General features: G+C 72.8%; 18 protein-coding genes. 9 read left to right on the top strand and 9 right to left on the bottom strand.

From position 1 onward, the window contains the following. The first annotated feature begins 82 nt into the window (after positions 1-82). Positions 83-256 carry a CsbD family protein gene (locus ACIGAN_RS05795; protein WP_365097949.1) on the top strand — a complete coding sequence of 58 codons (174 nt, stop codon included), beginning with the start codon at positions 83-85 and terminating at the stop codon, positions 254-256. Between the two features lie 171 nt (positions 257-427). Here ACIGAN_RS05795 and ACIGAN_RS05790 read toward each other — a convergent pair whose 3' ends face one another. Then, positions 428-1873: a glyceraldehyde-3-phosphate dehydrogenase gene (locus tag ACIGAN_RS05790; protein WP_365097951.1), complete on the bottom strand. Its 1446-nt coding sequence runs from the start codon at positions 1871-1873 to the stop codon at positions 428-430. 160 nt (positions 1874-2033) lie between these two features. Between ACIGAN_RS05790 and ACIGAN_RS05785 the strand changes: the two genes are divergently transcribed. The 4 genes from ACIGAN_RS05785 (at position 2034) to ACIGAN_RS05770 (ending at position 6859) form a co-directional block, all read left to right on the top strand. Then, entirely contained in the window at positions 2034-3026 is a 993-nt protein-coding gene (locus ACIGAN_RS05785; protein WP_399855172.1) for a hypothetical protein, read from the top strand. A gap of 172 nt (positions 3027-3198) precedes the next feature. Continuing rightward, positions 3199-3636, top strand: a complete 438-nt coding sequence (locus ACIGAN_RS05780) for a Fur family transcriptional regulator (protein WP_365097955.1) — start codon at positions 3199-3201, stop codon at positions 3634-3636. 50 nt (positions 3637-3686) lie between these two features. Further along, positions 3687-5912 carry a catalase/peroxidase HPI gene (gene katG, locus ACIGAN_RS05775; RefSeq protein WP_399855170.1) on the top strand — a complete coding sequence of 742 codons (2226 nt, stop codon included), beginning with the start codon at positions 3687-3689 and terminating at the stop codon, positions 5910-5912. Positions 5913-6082: 170 nt separating this feature from the next. Then, positions 6083-6859 (top strand): carbonic anhydrase, encoded by a 777-nt coding sequence (locus ACIGAN_RS05770; protein ID WP_399855167.1) that lies wholly within the window; start codon positions 6083-6085, stop codon positions 6857-6859. A 94-nt stretch (positions 6860-6953) separates the two neighbouring features. On the opposite strand, the gene ACIGAN_RS05765 is transcribed toward ACIGAN_RS05770, so the two are convergent. Together ACIGAN_RS05765 and ACIGAN_RS05760 are read right to left on the bottom strand one after the other, a co-directional pair. Continuing rightward, positions 6954-8402: a Tat pathway signal sequence domain protein gene (locus ACIGAN_RS05765; RefSeq protein WP_399855164.1), complete on the bottom strand. Its 1449-nt coding sequence runs from the start codon at positions 8400-8402 to the stop codon at positions 6954-6956. A 76-nt stretch (positions 8403-8478) separates the two neighbouring features. Then, a complete protein-coding gene (locus ACIGAN_RS05760; RefSeq protein WP_399855161.1) occupies positions 8479-10185 on the bottom strand; it encodes a VanW family protein in 1707 nt (568 codons plus the stop codon). A gap of 219 nt (positions 10186-10404) precedes the next feature. On the opposite strand from ACIGAN_RS05760, the gene ACIGAN_RS05755 reads away from it, so the two are divergent. The 3 genes from ACIGAN_RS05755 to ACIGAN_RS05745 all read left to right on the top strand — a co-directional run bounded on the left by ACIGAN_RS05755 (position 10405) and on the right by ACIGAN_RS05745 (position 13321). Next, positions 10405-11661: a glycosyltransferase family 4 protein gene (locus ACIGAN_RS05755; protein WP_399855159.1), complete on the top strand. Its 1257-nt coding sequence runs from the start codon at positions 10405-10407 to the stop codon at positions 11659-11661. Further along, a complete protein-coding gene (locus ACIGAN_RS05750; RefSeq protein ID WP_399855156.1) occupies positions 11658-12488 on the top strand; it encodes a transferase in 831 nt (276 codons plus the stop codon). The genes ACIGAN_RS05755 and ACIGAN_RS05750 overlap by 4 nt, the downstream gene beginning before the upstream one ends. A 170-nt stretch (positions 12489-12658) precedes the next feature. Further along, complete coding sequence (locus tag ACIGAN_RS05745; RefSeq protein WP_399855154.1) at positions 12659-13321, top strand: YceI family protein; 663 nt, start codon at positions 12659-12661, stop codon at positions 13319-13321. Between the two features lie 12 nt (positions 13322-13333). On the opposite strand, the gene ACIGAN_RS05740 is transcribed toward ACIGAN_RS05745, so the two are convergent. The 5 genes from ACIGAN_RS05740 to ACIGAN_RS05720 all read right to left on the bottom strand — a co-directional run bounded on the left by ACIGAN_RS05740 (position 13334) and on the right by ACIGAN_RS05720 (position 17504). After that, complete coding sequence (locus tag ACIGAN_RS05740; RefSeq protein WP_399855152.1) at positions 13334-13831, bottom strand: molybdenum cofactor biosysynthesis protein; 498 nt, start codon at positions 13829-13831, stop codon at positions 13334-13336. 52 nt (positions 13832-13883) lie between these two features. Then, positions 13884-14894 carry an MASE1 domain-containing protein gene (locus ACIGAN_RS05735; protein ID WP_365744660.1) on the bottom strand — a complete coding sequence of 337 codons (1011 nt, stop codon included), beginning with the start codon at positions 14892-14894 and terminating at the stop codon, positions 13884-13886. A gap of 50 nt (positions 14895-14944) precedes the next feature. After that, positions 14945-15817, bottom strand: a complete 873-nt coding sequence (locus tag ACIGAN_RS05730) for a PP2C family protein-serine/threonine phosphatase (RefSeq protein ID WP_399855149.1) — start codon at positions 15815-15817, stop codon at positions 14945-14947. 55 nt (positions 15818-15872) lie between these two features. Next, positions 15873-16439, bottom strand: a complete 567-nt coding sequence (locus ACIGAN_RS05725) for a hypothetical protein (RefSeq protein ID WP_399855147.1) — start codon at positions 16437-16439, stop codon at positions 15873-15875. Between the two features lie 66 nt (positions 16440-16505). Continuing rightward, complete coding sequence (locus tag ACIGAN_RS05720) at positions 16506-17504, bottom strand: inorganic phosphate transporter (protein WP_365097980.1); 999 nt, start codon at positions 17502-17504, stop codon at positions 16506-16508. A 154-nt stretch (positions 17505-17658) separates the two neighbouring features. On the opposite strand from ACIGAN_RS05720, the gene ACIGAN_RS05715 reads away from it, so the two are divergent. Then, the gene (locus ACIGAN_RS05715) at positions 17659-18282 is read left to right on the top strand and encodes a DUF998 domain-containing protein (RefSeq protein ID WP_399855145.1); all 624 of its coding nucleotides are present in this window, start codon (positions 17659-17661) and stop codon (positions 18280-18282) included. A gap of 102 nt (positions 18283-18384) precedes the next feature. Here ACIGAN_RS05715 and ACIGAN_RS05710 read toward each other — a convergent pair whose 3' ends face one another. Next, on the bottom strand, positions 18385-19071 hold the full coding sequence (locus ACIGAN_RS05710) for a pyridoxamine 5'-phosphate oxidase family protein (RefSeq protein ID WP_365744669.1): 687 nt from the start codon (positions 19069-19071) through the stop codon (positions 18385-18387).

Below are 19071 nucleotides of genomic sequence, written 5' to 3'. Positions count from 1 at the left end.
CGGCCCGGCAGGTTTGGACCTCCCCTTTCAAGGTCACCCGCACCGTGACCCCGACGTCGGACACGACTGGGAGTGAACGAGAGTGGCTGAAGAGCAGAAGGCCAAGGCGAAGACCGAGCAGGCCAAGGGCAAGGCCAAGGAGACGATCGGCCGTGCCGTCGGCAACGAGCGCATGGAGGCCGAGGGCCGCGCGGAGCAGTCGAAGGGCGACGCCCGTCAGGCCAAGGAGAAGGCGAAGGACGTCTTCAAGCACTGAGCCCGTGCTCAGCGCGTGCTGAGGTTGATGAGAAGTCCGCGGTGCCGCGTCCCACGAGGGCGCGGCACCGCCGCCGTGTCCGCACCCGTCCGGGTCGCGGGGCCGGACGGGTGCGGACAGGCATGAAGGCGCGGGGCCCGCACGCCCCGCGCCTTCATGGGCTCGCCGGGATCAGACCGCGGGAGCCGGGAACGTCGGGTACTCCACGCCCGACACGTGCTGCACGACCCGGATCACCTGGCACGAGTAGCCGAACTCGTTGTCGTACCACAGGTAGAGGATCGCGTTGTCGCCCTCGACCTTGGTGGCGCCGGCGTCGACGATCGAGGCGTGGCGCGAGCCGATGAAGTCGCTGGAGACCGCGTCGGGGGCGCTGATGAAGTCGATCTGGCGCTTCAGCGGCGAGGTCAGCGAGACCTCGCGCAGGTAGTCGAGGACCTCCTGACGGGTGGTCTCCCGGGCGAGCTGCAGGTTGAGGATCGCGATGGACACGTCCGGCACCGGCACCCGGATGGAGCTGCCGGTGATCTTCGCCTTGAGGTCGGGCAGCGCCTTGGCGACGGCGGAGGCGGCACCGGTCTCGGTGATCACCATGTTGAGCGGCGCGGACCGGCCCCGGCGCTCGGACTTGTGGTAGTTGTCCAGCAGGTTCTGGTCGTTGGTGAACGAGTGGACGGTCTCCACGTGGCCGCGCTGGACGCCGAACTCGTCGTCCATCGCCTTCAGCGGCGGCACGATCGCGTTCGTGGTGCAGGAGGCGCACGACAGGATCTGCTCGTCCGGCTTGATGGTGTCGTGGTTGACGCCGTGCACGATGTTCGGGACGTCGCCCTTGCCCGGCGCGGTCAGCACGACCTTGTCGATGCCGGGGCGCAGGTGCTGCGACAGGCCCTCGCGGTCACGCCACTTGCCGGTGTTGTCGATGAGGATGGCGTCCTTGATGCCGTACGCCGTGTAGTCGACCTCGGACGGGTCGCCGGCGTAGATCACCTTGATCGCGTTGCCGTTGGCGACGATCGTGCTGGTCGCCTCGTCGACGGTGATGGTGCCCTGGAACTGGCCGTGGATGGAGTCCCGGCGCAGCAGGGAGGCGCGCTTGACGATGTCCTGTTCGCCACCCCCGCGCACGACGATGGCCCGCAGCCGCAGGCCGTTGCCCGAGCCGGCCTTCTCGATCAGCAGCCGGGCCACGAGCCGGCCGATGCGGCCGAAGCCGTACAGGACGACGTCCCGGCCCTCGCGGCGCTCGATCTTGTTGGCGCCGGTCGCGCCGGCGACGGCCTCGGCGGTGAACTCCGCGACCGACAGTCCGCGGTCGTCCTCGCGGTACGTCGCGGCGAGCATGCCGATGTCGATCTGCGAGGGACCGAGGTCGAGCTCGGCGAGGGTCTGCAGGAAGGGCAGCGTCTCGGTGACCGAGAGCTCCGCGCCGGCGATCTGCCGGGCGAAGCGGTGGGTCTTGAGGATGCTGACCACCGACTTGTTCACCAGGGAGCGGCTGTGCAGCAGGACCGTCACGTCCCGCTCCCGGTGCAGCTTCCCGATGATCGGGATCATCGACTCCGCGATCTCCTCGCGGTTCTTCCAGTTGGTGAACGAGTCGTCGTTGACAGTCACGAGTCCATCTTTCGAGCTAGGCGGCGCTCATATGTTAAACCGTCGGTTTCCCGATCATGAAGGGGGTGTCTCCGGGGCCGGCGGACCCGGTTTTCCGCGCGCCCCGCACGGCGCGGCCTGAGACGATCGACTCGGACGCTGCCGCGCGAAAGGGACGGGCATGGACCTGGATGCCGTGGCCGACGAGCTGTACGCCCTGCGACCGGAGGAGTTCACCTCCGCCCGGGCCACGGCCGTGGCCGCCGCCCGCACCGCCGGTGACCGTGAACTCGCCACGCGGATCGGCGCGTTGCGCAAGCCCAGCCTCGCGGCCTGGGTCAGCAACCTCCTGGTCCGCAGCCGCCCCGGCGAGGTGGAGCCCCTGCTCCGGCTGGGGGAAGGCCTGCGCCGGGCCCACCAGGACCTGGACGGCGCCCAGCTGCGGGAGCTGAGCCGGCGGCAGCACGCGTTGATCCGCGCTCTGTCCCTGCAGGCCAGGCAGCTCGCCGCCCAGGCCGGGCATCCGATCAGCGAGTCCGTGCAGCGCGAGGTCGAGAACACCCTGCACGCCGTGCTCGCCGACCCCGCGGCCGCCGAGGCCTGGGCGACCGGCCGGCTCGCCAAGCCGCTCAGCGCGGCGGTCGGCTTCCCGGCCGTCGCCGCGGGTGCCCGCGCCCGGGCGGGCGGGAGCGCGCCGGACGAGGGCGACTCCGCCCGGGGCGAGCCGGTGAAGGGCCGGCAGGCCAAGGACCGGCAGGCCAACGACCAGCAGGCCAAGGATCAGCAGGCCAAGGATCAGCAGGCCAAGGACCGGCAGGTCAAGGCTCAGCAGGTCAAGGACAGGAAGGCGGAGGAGCGGCGCCGGCGCCGTCTGGCCGAGGCCCGGCGGGAGGCCGAGGCCGCCGACCGCGAACTGCGCACGCTGCGGGAGGCGGCGGCGGACGCCGACCGGGCGGCGCAGGCGGCGAAGGAGGACGTGGAACGCCTCCAGCGGCGCGTCGACGACCTCGCCGAGGAGCTGGAACGCGCCAGAGGCGAGCACCAGCAGGCCCGCTTCGCCGAACGCACGGCCCGGGAACAGTCGCGCACGGCCGACCGCCGGGTCCGCGAGGCGAGCCGCCGGGCCGCGGCCGCCGCGGCCCGGCTCGAACGCCTGGCCTCCACGGATTCCTGACGGGCGGCCCGCCGCCGCTGCGGTGTCCCCGGGTGTCCGGGGCCCATCATGGGCCATGACCAATATCACATCCCGGAGGCAGGGCGGTACTGCGCGGGCTCACACGCGCGACACCAAAATTGAACCGTTCGTTTTCTTGAACCATTCGTGTTTGTGTGGCTAGGTTGTGGGCATGACCGCACCCCGGACCCCCACCACCGCCGAGGAGCTGCGCGGTGCCGGCCTGCGGGTGACGGCAGCCCGCGTCGCGCTGCTCGAGACCGTGCGGGACGGTGACCACCTGGGCGCCGACGCGATCGCCTCCGAGGTGCGCGGCCGCGTCGGCCACATCTCCGTCCAGGCCGTCTACGAGGGGCTCCACGCGCTCACCGCGGCGGGACTCATACGCCGCCTCGAACCACCCGGCAGCCCGGCCCTCTACGAGGGACGGGTCGGCGACAACCACCACCACCTCGTGTGCCGGTCGTGCGGTGTCGTCGCCGACGTCGACTGCGCGGTCGGCCACGCCCCGTGCCTGACCGCCTCCGACGACCGCGGCTTCGCCGTCGACGAGGCCGAGGTCATCTACTGGGGCCTGTGCCCCGGCTGTTCCACCGCCAGCAGTTCCTGAGCACGTGATCCACCCGAGCACCGTGATCCACCCCGTCCGGAAGGATTTCCATGACCGAGAACCACGACGCGATCGTCACCGACCCGAAGTCGGAGGAGGCGGGAGGCGGTTGCCCGGTGGCCCACGACCGGGCGCTGCACCCGACCCAGGGCGGCGGCAACCGCCAGTGGTGGCCCGAGCGGCTGAACCTGAAGATCCTCGCCAAGAACCCCGAGGTGGCCAACCCCCTCGGTGAGGACTTCGACTACGCCGCGGCCTTCCAGGCCCTGGACCTCGACGCCGTCAAACGCGACATCGCCGAGGTGCTCACCACCTCGCAGGACTGGTGGCCGGCCGACTTCGGCAACTACGGCCCGCTGATGATCCGCATGGCCTGGCACAGCGCTGGCACCTACCGCATCAGCGACGGCCGCGGCGGCGCCGGCGCCGGCCAGCAGCGCTTCGCGCCGCTGAACAGCTGGCCGGACAACGGCAACCTGGACAAGGCCCGCCGTCTGCTGTGGCCGGTCAAGAAGAAGTACGGCCAGAGCATCTCCTGGGCCGACCTCATGATCCTCACCGGCAACGTCGCCCTGGAGCAGATGGGCTTCGAGACCTTCGGCTTCGCCGGCGGCCGCGAGGACGTCTGGGAGCCCGAGGAGGACGTGTACTGGGGTCCCGAGACCACCTGGCTCGACGACAAGCGCTACTCGGGCGACCGCGAGCTGGAGAACCCGCTCGGCGCGGTCCAGATGGGCCTCATCTACGTCAACCCCGAGGGCCCGAACGGCAACCCGGACCCGCTGGCCGCGGCCCGCGACATCCGTGAGACGTTCCGCCGCATGGCGATGAACGACGAGGAGACCGTCGCGCTGATCGCCGGCGGCCACACCTTCGGCAAGACCCACGGCGCCGGCCCGGCCGACCACGTCGGTGCCGACCCCGAGGCCGCCTCCATGGAGGAGCAGGGCCTGGGCTGGAAGAGCACCTACGGCACCGGCAAGGGCGGCGACGCCATCACCTCCGGCCTGGAGGTCACCTGGACGGCCACGCCCACCCAGTGGAGCAACGGCTTCTTCAAGAACCTCTTCGAGTTCGAGTACGAGCTGGAGCAGAGCCCGGCCGGCGCCCACCAGTGGGTCGCCAAGGACGCCCCGGAGATCGTGCCGGACGCGCACGACCCGTCGAAGAAGCACCGCCCGAAGATGCTCACCACCGACCTGGCGCTGCGCTTCGACCCGATCTACGAGCCGATCTCCCGCCGCTTCTACGAGAACCCCGACCAGTTCGCGGACGCCTTCGCCCGCGCCTGGTTCAAGCTGACCCACCGTGACATGGGCCCGAAGTCGCTGTACCTCGGCCCGGAGGTCCCGGAGGAGACCCTGATCTGGCAGGACCCGCTGCCGGAGCCCGAGGGCGAGCTCATCGACGCCGAGGACATCAAGGTCCTCAAGACCAAGCTCCTGGAGTCGGGTCTGAGCGTCTCCCAGCTGGTGTCCACCGCGTGGGCGTCGGCCTCCACCTTCCGCGGCAGCGACAAGCGCGGCGGTGCCAACGGCGCCCGCATCCGCCTGGAGCCGCAGCGCGGCTGGGAGGTCAACGAGCCCGACGACCTGGCCCAGGTCCTGCGCGTCCTGGAGGGCATCCAGCAGGAGTTCAACTCCGGCGCCGGTGCCAAGAAGGTCTCCCTGGCCGACCTGATCGTGCTCGGTGGCTCCGCCGCCGTCGAGAAGGCCGCCAAGGAAGCCGGCTTCCAGGTCGAGGTCCCCTTCGCCGCGGGCCGGGTGGACGCGACGGAGGAGCACACCGACGCCGAGTCCTTCGAGGCGCTGGAGCCCACCGCCGACGGCTTCCGCAACTACCTCGGCAAGGGCAACCGCCTGCCGGCCGAGTACCTGCTGCTCGACCGCGCGAACCTGCTCACGCTGAGCGCCCCCGAGATGACCGTCCTGGTCGGCGGCCTGCGAGTGCTGGGCGCCACCTACCAGAAGTCCCAGCTCGGCGTGTTCACCAGGACGCCCGGCTCGCTGACCAACGACTTCTTCGTCAACCTGCTCGACCTGGGCATCACGTGGAAGTCGACGTCCGAGGACCAGACCACCTTCGAGGGCCGTGACGCGGCCACCGGCGAGGTCAAGTGGGCCGGCTCCCGCGCCGACCTGGTCTTCGGCTCGAACTCCGAACTGCGCGCCCTGGCCGAGGTCTACGCGAGCGACGACGCGAAGGAGAAGTTCGTCAAGGACTTCGTCGCGGCGTGGGTCAAGGTCATGAACCTGGACCGGTTCGACCTGGTCTGATCCCCGCCCGCCCCGCACGACAGGACGCCCCGAGCCACCCGGCCCGGGGCGTTCCCCGTTGCCTGAGGGATCGTCAAAAACCGTTCAAGGTAAGAACATCACTTACCCAACTCTCACCATGAAACGGCAAGGAACGCGATCACGCGCGGATTCGGGCATACGTTCTGGCCGTGAACACTGATTCCACTGCCCACAGAGGCGCCGGCCGTGCGCCGCAGCCCTTCGCCGGTGCACGGCCGACCACCGGCGGCCCCGTCCGCCGCACCCTCCTGCGCACCGCACTGACCGGTGCCGCCGCCCTCGGTGCGGGCCTCGCCGGCGCCCGCCCGGCCACCGCCGCACCCGGGGGCACGTCCCCGCGGCCCGGCACCCCGGGCGAGGCCTGGCGGGAACTGGCCGAGGGCAACCGCCGCTGGCGCACCTACCGGGAACGCCACCCGCACGAGAACCCGGCCGTGCGGCAGAGCCTGACGGCCGGTCAGCACCCCTTCGCGGTCGTCCTCGGCTGCATCGACTCGCGCGTGCCCCCGGAGCTGGTCTTCGACCAGGGCCTGGGCGATCTGATGACGGTCCGCACCGCCGGCGAGGTCCTCGACGAAGCCGTCCTCGGCAGCGTCGCCTACGGCGTGCTGGAGCTCGGCATACCCCTGGTCGTCGTGCTGGGGCACCAGTCGTGCGGCGCCGTGCGGGCGGCCGTCGAGGCCGAGGAGTCGGGGGGCCGGCTGCCCGCGCACATCCAGTACCTGGCCGACCAGATCAGCCCCGCCATAGACCACGGCAAGGAGGGCGACGCGCGCATCGACGCGACCGTCGACGCCAACGTCCGGCTGGTCCGCTCCAAGCTGGTGGCGGAGCCCGACCTGGCCGAGAAGATCGGCACCGGCCGGCTCGCGATCGTCGGCGCCCGCTACGAACTGACCGACCAGAGGGTGCACCGGCTCGCCTGACACCGTGCCCGGTCCGCCGCACGCGACGGCGGACCGGGCCGCCGCGTCAGGCCCGCAGCGGGCCGCCGCGTCAGGCCCGCGGCGGGTGGTGGCGTCAGGCCCGCAGCGGGTTGTGGCGCGCCGCCGCCATCAGGTACCAGGCCGTCGCCCCCGTGTGCCGGTACGGGTAGTAGCCGAAGCCGAATCCCGTGTCCAGCGGACTGCTCGCGGACACCACCCCGGCGCCCTCGGGCAGCACCCGGCCGCCGATCGTCTGGCCGCCCCCGAGCAGACTCTGGGCGCGCTCCAGCGAGGAGAGCAGCCGCCGGGCCCGGGCCTCGTCGCCGCGGGCGCCGCGGTCCCTCAGGGCGAGGGCGAGATGGGCCGTCCCCTCGAACCACACCCCGTTGCGGTCCGGCTTGGGCTGCCCCGCGGCGATCGGCGCGTCCTCGTCCGCCACCAGACTCGCCGAACTGAAGGTGACCCCCTCGTACGTCTGCCCCGCCGGGACGGTGCTGTTCGGGCGTTCCGAGTGGTCGACGACGGCCAGTTCGGCGGCGGCCCAGTCCAGGGAACGGGCGTAGCCGCGCGTGCGGGCGCCGAGGGCGAGATGCGTCCAGGTCTGGGTGTCCTCGGGGATCGGCGCCTTGTTCACCGTCACCCCGTCGTTCGTGCCGGTGTAGAAGAAGCCGCCGTCCGGCTCCCATATCCGCCGTACGAACGCCTCGGCCCGCGCGCGCCGTTCGCGCCACACCGGGTCCCCGGTGAGCCGGGCCAGCCGGCCGAAGAGGCAGACCAGGTCCGTGTTGTGCTCGGTGGAGGTGAACGGCAGCCGCTGGTTCGCCCCGTCCACGCCGAACTTGTAGCCGCCGAGCGGTTCGTCGGTCCGGCCGGTCCGCTCGATCCACTCGCCGATCCGCACGGCACCCGTGAGGAAGCGGCGCGCCCCGGTGCGGCGGGCCAGGGCGCCGAGCGCGATGCCGGCCCAGGCCATGTCACCCACGGCCGTCCCGGTGAAGCCGAACTGCGTGCCGACGTTGACGGTTCCGTCCGGCCGCACGAAGCCGTCGGGCTGCGGGGAACCGTCGTAGAAGGTGTACGGCCCGACGTTGTAGGCCTGGCGGAGCCTGCCGTCGTCGTGGGCCGGGTCGTGCCCCTGGGCGTGGAGCAGGGCGTCGCCCAGCGCGGTGGCCCTGGTCAGGCCGTCCGCGGTCCGGGTCGCGAGGAGGGCCAGGACGGCCAGGGCGTTGTCATAGGTGAAGGCGGTGCTGAACAGGCCGGCCTGGTCGGTGTAGCTCTGGGCCAGGCGGAGCTCCCCGTGGTCGGGGTAGGCGTCCATGGCGGCGGCGAGGAAGGCCTGCGCGCGGGCCGGGGCCGGTCGGGTGCCGGCGGAACCGGCCGCGGGCGTCCGCCCGGAACCGGCCGCGTGGGCCTGCCCGGAACCGGCCGCGGCGAGGGCGGCGGCTCCGAGTCCGGCACCGATGAGCGAACGCCGGCTGAGCGCCGGGCCTTGTCTGCCAGTCAAGGATCTCCCTCTGAGAGCGCTCTCAATCAGCGCGCTCATTGTGCTGGCGCCCCCGGGGCGGGTCAACGGCTCGGGCAGAAAGGAGAATTGCAGGGCGGGGTGACCGGCGGGGCGATCACTCGCAGACGATCTCGTCCCGCGGTGTGTAGTGGGTGCGGTAGGGCTCACGGCGCACTTCCCGGCCGTCGTCGTAGAACACGCGCTCCACCGTGACGTCGAACCCCTCCAGCGGGGTCTGGGGGACGCACTCCTCGGCGTCGCTCACCTTCTTGGCCGGCTCCTTCACCCCGGTGCGCGGGCCCTTGACCGACTTGATCTCGTCGTACTTCCGGGTGCCGAGGAAGGAGACGGTCACGGAGGTGTCCGTGGACTCCGCCCGGATGTAGATCGCCTTGCCGGAGTCGTTGCGGAAGCGCAGGTCCAGGCTGCCCCAGGCGACCGTGGCCTCACGGCCCTCCGGATAGCGCTCGATGTAGAAGGAGTGCGCGCCGTGCTCGACGGGCTCGACCCCGGCGAAGAACAGCGCGTTGTACACGGTCGTCGCCACGGCGGAGACCCCGCCGCCGGACGCCTTCGTGAACTGGTCGTCGAGGATGATGACGCCCTCGACGAAACCGTTCGCCTCGGTGCGCTCGCCGACGGTCCGGTTGAAGCTCCACGTCTCGTCCGGGCGCACGAGGGAGCCGTTGATGAGCTCCACCGCCCGGCCGATGTTCTTCGTGCGGTACGCGGCCGGTTCGAAGTGCACCGTGAAGGAGGACATCGTCTCGGTCAGCCCCAGTCGCGCGGCGTTCTCGCGGGTGATCGCCGGCTGGGTCGTGCGTACGTCGACCGGGCCGGTGCGGGCCGTGCCCGCCCGGGTGAGCAGGGGCAGCACCGCCTTGCCGAGCGCCTTGCCGGTGATCTCCCGGCCGGGCACGGCGTCCTCGGCGACGGCCACCTTCTCGCCGTCCGGCCGCAGCACGGCGTTCCGCGCGGTGGTGGTGACCTCGTCCAGCGGTCCGGCCACCGCCCGGTCCCGGCGCAGGCCCTCGGCGTCCAGCCGCGGTTCCAGCGTGCCGTCCTCGTCCGGCCGCAGGGACAGGTGCGCGCCGAGGACCTCGGGATCGACCGTGATCCGCCGGCCGGCCGCGGTGAGGGTGACGGGTGCCGAGACGGCCGGCTGTGCGAACGTCCGCACCGCGCGCCGCACCTCCTCGGCCGAAACCTTCGGCCGGGTCTCGCGCACCGGCAGGGACGTCACCGCGGCGGCGTCTGCGCGCAGGAACGCGGCGCGCAGCGGATCGACCGCGGCCGGCACGTCCAGGCTGTAGCCGGTGCGCGGCGCGACCTGCTCCACGCGTCCGCCGTCGAAGCCGACGGCACCGTCACGGACCTCACGGTCCAGCCCCAGCCGCCCGAGGGCGGACCGGGCCCGGTCCTCGTCGACGCGCACCACCGGCTCGACGGCGCCACCGGAGCGGAACAGTCCGCCGAACACGCTGAGCGGATCGGAGCCCGTGCGGGTGGCGCGGTCCACGGTCGCCCCGATGTCGTACGAGAGTCCGGCGCGCCGCGGGTCGACCGTGCCCGTCCGGTCGCCGACCTTCACCGGGAGCGCCCGTGTCGCGGACGCGTCCAGCCGCCGCTCCAGCGTCCGCACGGCCTCCGCACGGCTCAGCCCCCCGATGTCCACGCCGCGCACGGTCGTCCCGGCGTCGATCTCCCCGCCCGTCAGCAGCCAACCGGCGAGGTACAGGCCGCCCACGCCCACGGCCAGCGCGCCGCCGGCCAGGACGAGGGGCGGCAGGGACTTGCGGCGTGAGGTTATTCGGGGGCGCATGGCTCTCCTGGTGAATCGACGAGGACGGTGCACCCGGGACGCGACATTGCTGCGGGCAAACAGATCAAGCTACGCACACTCCGGCAGCCGAGCACTATGGCCCAGACCACTTATGTCCGAGATCATTACGGAATCGTCCGGTCCGGGTCGGCCGCCGCACGGGGCCACAGAGTGGTAACGGGGAACAACTGTCCGGCTGTTGCCGCCGTCTACGCCACCATGAAGATCTCTTTCCTGATTCACAACGCCTACGGAATCGGAGGCACGATCACCACCACGTTCAACCTGGCCGGAGCGCTCGCCGAACGGCACGACGTCGAGATCGTCTCGGTCTTACGCCACCGGGAGCACCCCAATCTCACCCCGGACCCGCGGGTGCGGCTGCGGGCGCTGGTGGACCTGCGCAAGGAGGCGGACCACCCCCTGCACGGCAGACCGGCGAAGATCTTCCCGGCCGCCGAGTACCGCCACCACCAGTACAGCGAGCTGACCGACCAGCGCATCGGCGAGCACCTGGCGGCCCTGGACGCCGACGTCGTCATCGGCACCCGCCCCGGCCTCAACGTGCACATCGCCCGCCAGGCCCCGCGCCACGTCGTACGCGTCGGCCAGGAGCACCTCACCCTCGGCAACCACTCGCCACGGCTGCGCACCGCCCTGCGCCGCGCCTACCGCCACCTCGACGTGATCACCACCGTCACGGAAGCGGACGCCACCGCCTACCGGCGCACGATGCGGCTGCCCGGCGTCCACGTCGAGGCCCTGCCGAACAGCGTCCCCGACCCGGTGCTGCCGCCCGCCGACGGCACCGCGAAGGTCGTCGTCGCCGCCGGACGCCTGGTCCGCGTCAAGCGCTACGACCTGCTGATCGAGGCCTTCGCCCAGGTCGCGGCCGTGCACCCCGACTGGCAGCTGCGCATCTACGGCAAGGGCGAGGAGCAGCCCGCGCTGCGCGCGCTCATCGAGCGGCTCGGCCTGTGGAACCACGTGTTCCTGATGGGCGCCGCCACGCCCATGGAGGCCGAGTGGGTCAAGGCCTCCATCGGCGCCGCCGCGTCGAACTTCGAGCCGTTCGGCATGACGATCGTCGAGGCGATGCGCTGCGGCCTGCCCGTCGTGAGCACCGACTGCCCCTACGGCCCCGGCGAGATCATCCAGGACGGCACCGACGGCCGGCTGGTCCCGGTCGGGGACCGGGACGCCCTCGCCGCCGCCCTGCTGCACCTCGTCGGCGACGACGCACTGCGCCGCGGCATGGGCGCCGCCGCCCTGCGGAACGCACACCGTTTCGCTCCGGGCCCGGTCGTTGCCCAGGCCGAGCGCATCCTCGACGAGGCGATCGCGGCGCGCACCACGGGCCGGCCCGCTCCCGACACCACCGCCGGCCCGCTGGCCGGACGGGTCCACGCCGCCCGCGACACGGCCCACACCGCTGCCGCCGGCGCCCTGCGCGCGCTACGGAAGGGCCGACGATGAGCACCCGCCAGGACACCACCCCGCGCACCGACTGCGCGATCGACCCGGACGGCCGGATCACCTTCCGGCTCCCCGCGCTCCCGGCCGCCCCCCGCCCCCGGCTGCTGCTGCGCCTTCGTCCCGGGAAGGGCGCCCCCGAGCAGACCCTGCACCACCTCGACCTGGAACCCGGCGCGGCCGACGGCCGTCCGCACGCCGTGCTGGAACCGCACCCGGCGCTGGAGGAGGGCCGCTGGGACCTGTACCTGCTGCCGGAACCGGACGCCGCCCGGCAGCGGCTGCGCCCCGGCCTGCGGGACCTGCGCGCCCTCGTCGACGGGCACCTGCGCGACCGCACCTCGCCGGTCGCCGTCCGGGTCCCGTACGTGACCAAGGACGGCTTCCTCGCCCTGCGGACCTGGCTGCGCACCGCCCACGCCGAGGTCCGCGCCCTCGATCTCGCGGACCGGGCGATCACCGTCGCCGCCCGGCTGCACGGCGCCGGCCTCCACGAGACCGCCACGGTACGGCTGCGCCTGCGGGGCACCGGCACCGTGCACGAGGTGCGCCCCCGGATCGACGGCGACGGACGCGGTTTCTCCTTCACGGTCGGCGCCGCCGACCTGGCGGGGACGGCACCGCACACCGGCCGTGTCTGGGACGTTTTCGTCCGGCCGGCCGCTGATGCGCCACCGGTCAGGATCGGCCGTCTTCTCGACGACGTGGCCGACCGCAAGCACGTCCACGTCTTTCCCGCGCTCGGCGCCGGGGATTTCGTCCTTCGCCCCTACTACACCGTCGACAACGACCTCGCGATCGAGGAGACGCCCGCACATTCCCCGACATGACCGAAATGAAAAGCCCGGTGTTTCGCATGGGTATTCAGGTGGTGCGCCGCGAATTTCGTGTGTGGATTCTGTGTGCAGCGGCGGCGAAATGGGCCGGAGGTTCGTCTTCACCACCGGCAGAGCGGAAGGGGGCTTGCGGCGATAACCAAACTCAAGTACCTAGATGAATCATGAACCTGTTCACCCGCGTCGTGCCGTCCCGGCGGCAGGCGCCCGCCGTCCCCCCACAGCGCCCTGCCGGCGCACCGGCTTCCCCCACCCCCGGCCTGCCCGATCCGGGCCTGGCGAATCTGACCGGTGAATGGGTCGTCGACCCCGCGCACAGCAGGATCGGCTTCTCCGTCCGGCACGCGATGGTCACCACCGTGCGCGGTTGTTTCCTGGAGTACGAGAGCCGGCTCTACTTCGACGCCCACGACCCGGCCCGCTCGCGGGCCGACATCACGCTGTTCACCGCCAGCGTCGACACCGGCGTGGAACAGCGCGACGCGCATCTGGTGGGGCGTGACTTCCTCGACGTCGCGACCTATCCGCGGATGCGTTTCACGAGCACCGGTGTGCGACAGGCGGGACCGGATCTCTATCGCATGGCGGGCGACCTCACCATCAAGGGAATCACCCGGCCCGTCGTGCTCGAGATGACCTACATCGGGCATGTCACCGACCCGTTCGGCTACGAGCGGGTCGGGTTCGACGGCACCACGACCATCAACCGCTCGGACTGGGGCCTGACGTACAACAGCAGGCTCGCCGAGGGCGGTGCGATGGTGAGCGAGAAGGTGCGCCTGCAGTTCGACATCGCCGCCATCCGCACGGCTCCCGGGGCCGGCTGACCGGCCCGGTCCTCAGGGCGCTGCGCCGGGCGCGGCCACGACCCGGAACGCGGCCGGGCCGACCGCGAGCAGGCCGTCGCTCAGGGGAGTGCACCGCACCCCGCCCCGGCCGCGCAGGGCGCGCTGCGCGCCGGGGCCGATGGTGACGTCCATCCAGGCGCAGGGCCGGGCCGGGCGCCGCACCGCGAACAGCACCGGCCCGGTGCCGCAGTCGAGGGAGACCGTCGCGCCGAGGTACGCGTCGATGTCGACGCCCCGGAGCAGGACGTTGCGGCGGGTGTGCCGGAGGTCGGCACCCGCCGGGAGGTTCTCCGCGGCCATGATGGTCACCGCGGCGTTCCGGTGCGCGGGCCGCGCGTAGTAGCGGTCGCCGACCAGGCCGAGACCGTCGCGCACCTCTACCCGGGGGACGCGCTCGTCGTCCGGCCCGGGAGCGGGCCCGTCCGCGGGCCGCCCGGCCAGCCGGTGCGCGGGCGACACCAGCAGCTCCACCACCTCCACCTCGGTCATGCGCCCACCCTACGGCCGGGCGGTCCGGCGGCTCCCGCGCGGTCCGGGCGCCTCAGTCGTCCCACCGCCGCCCGGAACCCTCCTGCTCCGGCGGGGCCCGGCCGTCCGCCGCCTCGCCCGCGGTGAGGTGCTCCAGGACCTCCACGAGTTCCTGGCACGCGCGCTCCACCGAGCGCCGGGTGTTGATCTGCTCGGTGATCACGGCCGACAGGATCAGGGCCGTCAGGGCCATCGCCCCGTTGAAGGCCTGCAGCTTCATCAGCACCTCCACGCGGGTGAGCCGCTCGAACGGCCCCACCCGGTCGGTCGCCGACACCGTGGCCATGACCGAGGCGAACAGGGCGCACACCATGCCGCCCGCCAGCTGGAAGCGGAGAGCCGCCCAGATCACCAGGGGATAGACGAGGTACAGCAGGCTCAGCCGGCTGTGCGTGGCCAGCGGCACGACGCAGCAGACGATCACCGCGAGGCCCGCGGCCTCCCGCCATCGCGTCAGGCGCAGCGGCGGCCGGATCCGCACCAGCAGCAGCACCACCGGCGTGACGATCAGCACGCCCATGGCGTCGCCCACCCACCACGCGAGCCACACGACCCAGAAGCCCGACCCCTCCAGCCGGCCCGTGAGGACCAGTAGACCGGCGCCCACGGTCGAGCTGATCAGCATGGCCGTGAACGCGCCCAGGAACACCAGGGCCAGACCGTCCCGCAGCCGGGCGAGATCGGTGCGGAAGCCCGCCCGGCGCAGCAGCAGGTACCCGGCGACGGGCGCGGCCGTGTTGCCGGCCAGGACGCCCAGCGCCGACGGCGACAGGGAGGTCAGGGACATGATGACGAACAGGGCGCCCAGGGCGATGCCCGGCCAGCAGCGCAGCCCGAACAGGAGCAGACAGGCGACCGAGACCCCGGTGGGAGGCCAGACCGGAGTGACGACCGCGCCCTCGACGACCAGCTCCCGCAACAGGCCCAGCTGCCCCGACGCGTAGTAGCAGACGGCGACGGCCGACGTCTGCAGAGCGAGGACGACCGGCTTGCGCAGATCCTGGCTAGCCACCACAGCAGCCATGAGACACCGGGGCCGCCGGGACGGCGAGGCGGGAGCCGGGCGGTGCGGCCCTATGGCTGAGCAGCCCCCGCCCGCTCGCTCGCCCCGGGGGAGCGGCGCACCGCCTCCGGCCCGTCCAGCCCGACGACCAGCACGGCGGCATCGTCGTCGTGCCCCACCCGCTCCGCGCCCTTGATCACGGCGGCGGCCAGCGCGTCCACGTCCATGCCCGCGACCGCCGCGATGCCCGCGAGCCGCGTCACCTGGTCCAGCCCTTCGTCCACCCGCATCGACGGCCCCTCCACGACACCGTCCGTCAGCAGCACGAACACCCCGCCCGTGGTGAGCTCGTACCGGGTCACCGGGTAGGGCATGCCCGGCAGGACCCCGAGCGGGGGGCCGCCCTCGTCGTCGGTGACACCGGACTTGCCGTCGGCCGTGGCCCAGACGCACGGCAGGTGCCCCGCCCGCGCGCTCTCCAGCACGCCCGCACGGGGGTCGAGCCGCATGAAGGTGCAGGTCGCGAAGAGGTCGGAGTTGAGCGCGAGCAGCAGGTCGTTGGTGCGGGCCAGGACCTCGCCCGGCTCGCTGCTGACCGAGGCCAGCGCCCGCAGCCCTGCCCGCACCTGCCCCATGAACGCGGCGGCCTCGATGTTGTGCCCCTGCACATCGCCGATGGACAGGCCGATCCGGCCGTCGCCGAGGGTGAAGGCGTCGTACCAGTCGCCGCCCACGTTCAGTCCCTGGCACGCGGGGGTGTACCGCACGGCCAGGTGCAGCCGCCGCGCGGAGGGCAGGTCGCGGGGGAGCATGCCGCGCTGCAGGGCGAGGGCCAGTTCCACGCGGGACCGCTGCATCTCGGCCTGCGCACGGGCCTGGGCGGTCAGGGCGCCGAGCCGGGCCAGCAGCTCGTCGCCGTCGTCCGTCGTGCCGGTGCGGGACATGGTGTACTCCGGCGAGGAGGGCCACGGTCGGTGACGCCCCTCGAAGGCAAATCACTCAATTTACGTTCATAGGATGATACTCAGCACGGAGGTCCGTGGACGACTCGCGAGCCCCGGCCACCGCCTGCCGCAACAGCGCGGACAGTCGCCGGTCGGCGTCGGACGCGGCACTCAGCACCCGCACGGCGCGGTCGAGACGCCGGCTCCCCGGGCCGCGCCACCACAGCAGATCGGCGAGGCGGGCCACCGGACCGGCCGCGCGGGAGGAGCCCAGCCGCCGCGCTCTGCGGCGGCACGCGCGACCGTGCCGTGACAGGAGCCGGGAGCCGGGGCGGACCCGCCGGGCCGCCTCCAGCGCCATGCCGACCAGCAACGGCGCGTACGCCCGCTCGGCGGGCCGGGCGGAGGCGAGCTCGGCGGCCAGCGGCCACAGGTCGAGCCGGGCGGAGTCACCCACGCTGTCGTTGACCGCGCGGGCCAGCTCCGCCAGCGCCGGATGCGTACCGGCCGGGCTGTCGCCGAAGCGGTCACCGGCCAGCAGCGCGGCGGCCTCCATCAGACAGGCCCCGTCGTCCGGATGCAGATGGGCGAAGCGGCCGGGCCGCGGGAGGCCGCCGGGCACTGCGCCACCCGACGGCGCGGCCGAAGGGGGAACGGGGGAAGGGCTCATGACGGCCTCCGGCCGGCATCACACACCGGTGACGGCGTGCAGGAAGAGATAGAGCGCGGCGGCGGGAATCCCGGCGCCGGGGAAGGTGAGCACCCAGGCGGTGCCGATGGAACGGGCCACCTGCCAGCGTACGGCCGAGGCCCGCCGGGTGGCACCGGCACCGAGGATGGCCGCGGTGATCGTCTGCGTCGTGGAGATCGGCGCCTTCACCAGGAACGCCGTGGTGTAGAGAACGGCCGCCGCGGCGGTCTCCGCGGCGAAACCGCGTGGCGGGTCGAGGTGCACGATCCGCCGCCCCAGGGTGGTGATGATGCGCCGGCCGCCGCTGTACGTACCGGCCGCCATGGCGAGCGCCACAGCGACGATCACCCACACCGGCACGGAGAAGTCGTCCTGCCGGCCCGCCGTGACCAGGGCCAGCACGATGACGCCCATGGTCTTCTGCGCGTCCTGCAGCCCGTGCCCCAGCCCCATCGCGGCGGCCGAGACGGTCTGCGCCATCCGGAAGCGCCGCACGGTGCGCCGGGGCGCCGCCCGGCGGAAGACCCACAGGACGGCGGTGTGGAGCAGATACCCGAGCGCCACCCCGACCAGCGGGGACAGCAGCATCGGCAGGACGACCTTGTCCAGGATGCCCGACCAGTGCACCGTCGCCGAGGCGGCCAGCGCGGCGCCGACCAGCCCGCCGATCAGGGCGTGCGAGGACGACGTGGGCAGCCCCCGCCACCAGGTGAAGACGTTCCAGCCGATGGCGCCGAGCAGCGCACACAGGACGAGCAGCAGACCCGAGACGTCCTCGGGCGCCCCGATGATGCCCTTGCCCACGGTCTGGGCGACCTCCGTGCCCAGGAAGGCGCCGAGGAAGTTCATCACCGCGGCCATCGCCAGCGCCACCCGCGGCGTCAGGGCCCGGGTAGAGATCGAGGTGGCGATCGCGTTCGCGGCGTCGTGGAAGCCGTTGGTGAAGTCGAACGTCAGTCCCACGACGATGATCAGCACCACCAGCGTGAGCTCCATGACCGATCACCTCTCACGCGACGGTGCCGGGGCGGCCGGCAGCGGCCGCACGCTTCCATCCTGCGCCCCCAGCGGCGTCGCGGACCCCGCGACTACGCCACGCGGGGCGTGGCCGTCCCACGAGAACACGTCGACGCCGCTTTACGGTGTCCTGGTGCCATCTGAGTGGTCTGTTCCGAAATGGGTCCTTCTGTCGTCGGGGTGCGCCCCGGTCGCCCTGATCCTGGGCTGGCTGGTGGCGGCGTCGCTCCAGGGTTCCCCGTACGATCCGGCCGCCCAGACCATCAGCGTGCTGGCGGCGCCCGGAGCCTCGGGCTCCTGGGTGATGACGGCCGCGTTCGTCGTCCTCGGCGTCTGCCATCTGCTCACCGCCTGGGGACTGCGCCCGGCGGCGACCCCCGGCCGTGCGGCGCTCGCGGCCGGGGGAGTGTCGGCGCTGGCGGTGGCCGTGGTCCCCGCTCCCAGCAGCGGGGGCTCCCTCAGCCACGGCTCGGTGGCCGCCGTGGGCTTCACCGTCCTCGCGGCCTGGCCCGTCCTGGCCGCCCGCCCCGGCGACGGCGTCCCCTGGGGCCTCCGCCCTGGGCCCTCCCTCGGGGCGACCGGCGTGATGGCGCTCGGCGCGGCGTGGTTCCTCATCGAGCTGCACCAGCGCGGGGCGGCCGGGGTGGCGGAGCGCGCGGTGACGACCGTGCAGTCGGTCTGGCCCTTCGTGGTCGTCCTGTCCTGCATCCGGGACGCCAGCCGCGCGGCCCGGCCGGTGCGGGTGGTTCGCCGCTAGGGCCTGTCAGGCGTCGGCGACCGTCGTCCGGCGATGTGTCCTACGGGCGGTGCTCCGTTTCCGGGACCGCGGCCCGCCGCGCCCGGGGGCTGCCGGTGGAGTTCACGGACGTGGAGCACCCGGAGTCCGACCGGTGAGCCGCTGTGCGGCTCGCTCCGCGGCCTGCTCCGCCGCCCCGAAGTAGTCGCCGCCCTTGCGCCGGACGTCGTCCGTGCCCCAGGCCCGCTCCTCGCCGGTGCTGCGCCGCCGCTGGGCCGGGACGAGCCGGGGTATGTGTTTCGAGCAGTGGAGGTACGCCTCCTCGACCTCCACCCGGACCCAGACCTGGGGGCGGCGCCCGGGCACGGGGTCGACGGCGAGACGGCCGGGGTGCCTGCGGCGCATGACCTCGTCGGGGACGAGTTCGGCCCGGCCGTTGACGTGCAGACCGATCCGGTCCGTGGCGAAGTCGATCATCAGCAGGCCCACGTGCGGGTTCTCCCGGATGTTGCCGAGGGAGGCCATGACGCCGTTCCCCCGGTACTCGGGGTAGGCCAGGGTGGTGTCGTCGAGGACGTGGAGAAAACCGGCCGGGCCGGCCCGGAAGGTGTTGTCGCACTCTCCGTTGCCGTCCGCGGTGGCGAGGAAGAACATCTCCTGGCGGGCCACGAACTGCTGCATCCGCGGGTTGAGCCGGTCCAGCACCTGTTGGTCGTAGAACCGGTCGGCACGGTCGGTGGTGCCCAGCTCCCGCTGGATCCGGTGTTCTCCGTGGCTTCCGGGGCGGTCGGCCCGCTCATCGTCGTACAA

The organism is Streptomyces sp. NPDC085931 (genome assembly GCF_044540565.1).
Classification (GTDB): Bacteria; Actinomycetota; Actinomycetes; order Streptomycetales; family Streptomycetaceae; genus Streptomyces.
Note: the sequence above shows the minus strand (reverse complement) of the source record. Positions and strands in the feature narration are given on the sequence as shown.

Bases quoted from the DNA above. Each gene is read 5' to 3' on its own strand.
- ACIGAN_RS05745 (WP_399855154.1), top strand. From the start codon at position 12,659: ATGAACCTGTTCACCCGCGTCGTGCCGTCCCGGCGGCAGGCGCCCGCC.
- ACIGAN_RS05720 (WP_365097980.1), bottom strand. From the start codon at position 17,504: ATGGAGCTCACGCTGGTGGTGCTGATCATCGTCGTGGGACTGACGTTC.
- ACIGAN_RS05730 (WP_399855149.1), bottom strand. From the start codon at position 15,817: ATGTCCCGCACCGGCACGACGGACGACGGCGACGAGCTGCTGGCCCGG.
- ACIGAN_RS05735 (WP_365744660.1), bottom strand. From the start codon at position 14,894: ATGGCTGCTGTGGTGGCTAGCCAGGATCTGCGCAAGCCGGTCGTCCTC.
- ACIGAN_RS05750 (WP_399855156.1), top strand. From the start codon at position 11,658: ATGAGCACCCGCCAGGACACCACCCCGCGCACCGACTGCGCGATCGAC.
- ACIGAN_RS05755 (WP_399855159.1), top strand. From the start codon at position 10,405: ATGAAGATCTCTTTCCTGATTCACAACGCCTACGGAATCGGAGGCACG.
- ACIGAN_RS05780 (WP_365097955.1), top strand. From the start codon at position 3,199: ATGACCGCACCCCGGACCCCCACCACCGCCGAGGAGCTGCGCGGTGCC.
- ACIGAN_RS05765 (WP_399855164.1), bottom strand. From the start codon at position 8,402: ATGAGCGCGCTGATTGAGAGCGCTCTCAGAGGGAGATCCTTGACTGGC.
- ACIGAN_RS05740 (WP_399855152.1), bottom strand. From the start codon at position 13,831: ATGACCGAGGTGGAGGTGGTGGAGCTGCTGGTGTCGCCCGCGCACCGG.
- ACIGAN_RS05760 (WP_399855161.1), bottom strand. From the start codon at position 10,185: ATGCGCCCCCGAATAACCTCACGCCGCAAGTCCCTGCCGCCCCTCGTC.
- katG (WP_399855170.1), top strand. From the start codon at position 3,687: ATGACCGAGAACCACGACGCGATCGTCACCGACCCGAAGTCGGAGGAG.
- ACIGAN_RS05785 (WP_399855172.1), top strand. From the start codon at position 2,034: ATGGACCTGGATGCCGTGGCCGACGAGCTGTACGCCCTGCGACCGGAG.